Origin of the sequence: Streptomyces sp. MK37H, from assembly GCF_018035285.1 — a bacterium.
GTDB classification, from domain to species: Bacteria; Actinomycetota; Actinomycetes; order Streptomycetales; family Streptomycetaceae; genus Streptomyces; species Streptomyces endocoffeicus.
Window position 1 is genome coordinate 1 of sequence record NZ_JAAAYH010000776.1, and the last position, 1941, is coordinate 1941.

Annotated in this window: 2 protein-coding genes; both read right to left on the reverse strand. The window is 74.4% G+C overall.

The genetic code is table 11. The features are described 5' to 3' along the window. A partial coding sequence (locus GWI24_RS43795) for a CoA transferase (protein WP_210951578.1) occupies positions 1–1157 on the reverse strand: 1157 nt, incomplete at its 3' end. 142 nt (positions 1158–1299) lie between these two features. Further along, a partial coding sequence (locus GWI24_RS43800) for a serine protease (protein WP_374103416.1) occupies positions 1300–1941 on the reverse strand: 642 nt, incomplete at its 5' end.

Below are 1941 nucleotides of genomic sequence, written 5' to 3' on the forward strand. Positions count from 1 at the left end.
AGCCAGGACGCCGTCGCGGCCAGGGAGAAGCGCAGATGGCGGCCGCCACCCGTGTCCATGCGATCGGTCAGGGCGCGTAGCACACCCGCGGCGAGCAGGTAGCCGGTGCCGTGGTCGAGGGCCTGGGCGGGGAGTACGCCGGGATGGCCGTCGTCGGTGGCCTCGGTCATGGCGATGCCGGTCCCGGCCTGCACCAGGCTGTCGAAGCCGCGCCGGGCGGCCCACGGCCCGGTCCAGCCCCAGGCGTTGAGCTGCGCGACGATCAGCCCGGGGTGGTGGGTGAGGAAGCGGTCGAGCGCGCCGGGGCGGTAGGCGTTGACCACGACGTCGGCCTGGGCGAGGAGTTCGTCGAACGTCCGCCGGTCGTGGGGGTCGGCGAGGTCGAGGCGGGTCGAGCGCTTGCCGAAGCCGGTGTCGGCGTGAGCGTCGGGATCCTCGGGGAGGCGCGGGGAGTCGACGCGCAGGACGTCCGCGCCCAGCAGCGCCAGGGTGCGGGTCGCGACGGGACCGGCGATGACCCGGCTCAGGTCCAGGACCCGGATCCCCTCGGCGGGTAGCGCCGCGGGTGGGAGGGGGCGTGGGAGACCCTCGGCGGCGGGCAGGGTTTCGGTCAACGGCATATCGGCCAAGGGGAGTCCGCTCGCGCCTGACGGTACGACGGCCACAGCCAGCGCGCCCGCCGCGTACGCCGCCTCCTGGACCTCCCGGGCCGGGCGCTGCGCCAACTCGGCCGCGAGCGCATCCGGCTCGCCGCGCTCCGGCAGGCCCAGCGCGGTCAGCAGCCGGGCGCGGTGGTGCGGGTAGTTGGCGTGGGTGCGCACCCAGCCGTCGGCCGTGCGCCAGAACCCGGACAGCGGGGCGAAGGTGGTGGCCTTACGGCCGTCGATCCGCAGATGGCGTTCGCTGACGAACGCGGTGGCGACCGCGCCCTCGTCCACCCGTACGGCGGGAATCCCGCCTCCGCCGCGGCGCGCCGCCAGTTCGGCGGCGGCCAGCGAGCACACCCCCGCGGTGGCCCGGGCCAGTTGCCGCACCGGGAGCCGGGCGGGCAGCACGGCGCCCGCCGGGGCGTACGTGACCCGCTCGGCGAGCGCGGGTGCGCCGCCGAGGGCGTCCCAGGCGTAAGCGGTGGCTGCGTCTGTCCCGTCGATCGTCATGGGGTCATTGTGCCGCCGGGCCGAGGGGTGCCGCCGGGCCGAGGGGTGCCGCCGGGCCGTGAGTCGCCGCCGGGCTCATCCGGTGCAAGGGCCTGCTCGCGAGCCGCGCGAGCGGGCCCTTGCCGTTGTCAGGCGGTGTGCGTCACTCGGCGCCCGCCCGGCGGTAGAGGTCCAGGGCCTCGTTGCCCAGCGTCGGGTGGTACTCGTTCTGCCCCGCGCTCACGCTGATGTTGCCGACCAGGTAGCCCGCGCCGTTCGCGAAGTCGGCGAGGAAGCCGCCGCCGCTCGACCCTCCGGTCTGGACGCAGTCGATGCCCCACATCGTGGAGCCGGGGCGGCCCGCGTCGGCGAACTCATCGCCCTCGCAGTGGTTCAGCCGCTCGCCGTTGCCCTCGGCGGCGGAGCCTCCGTAGCCGAAGGAGTGGACATGGCGGCCGGTCTGCGAGTTGAAGGCGATGCCCTGCGCGCCCACGGTGTCGGCCAGGGTGCGGCCGTTCAGCGTGTTCATCACGGCGAAGGCGTAGTCCCAGTTGGCGTTGCCCTGGGTGGAGACGTACTGGGCGTCCCAGAAGAGGCGGCGGGCGGCGAAGGTCCCGTAGGGACGGTTGCCATTGTTGTAGCCCGGGATGAAGACCCAGTTGCGGTAGCCGGTGCCGGTGGCCGCGTCCACGGTGCAGTGGCCGGCGGTGAGCACGACGGACTTGTTGTCGCTGTTGGCCACGGTGGCGGAGCAGGCGAAGGTGCCGCCGGAGGCGTTCTGGAAGAAGACCTTGCCCGCCGTGGT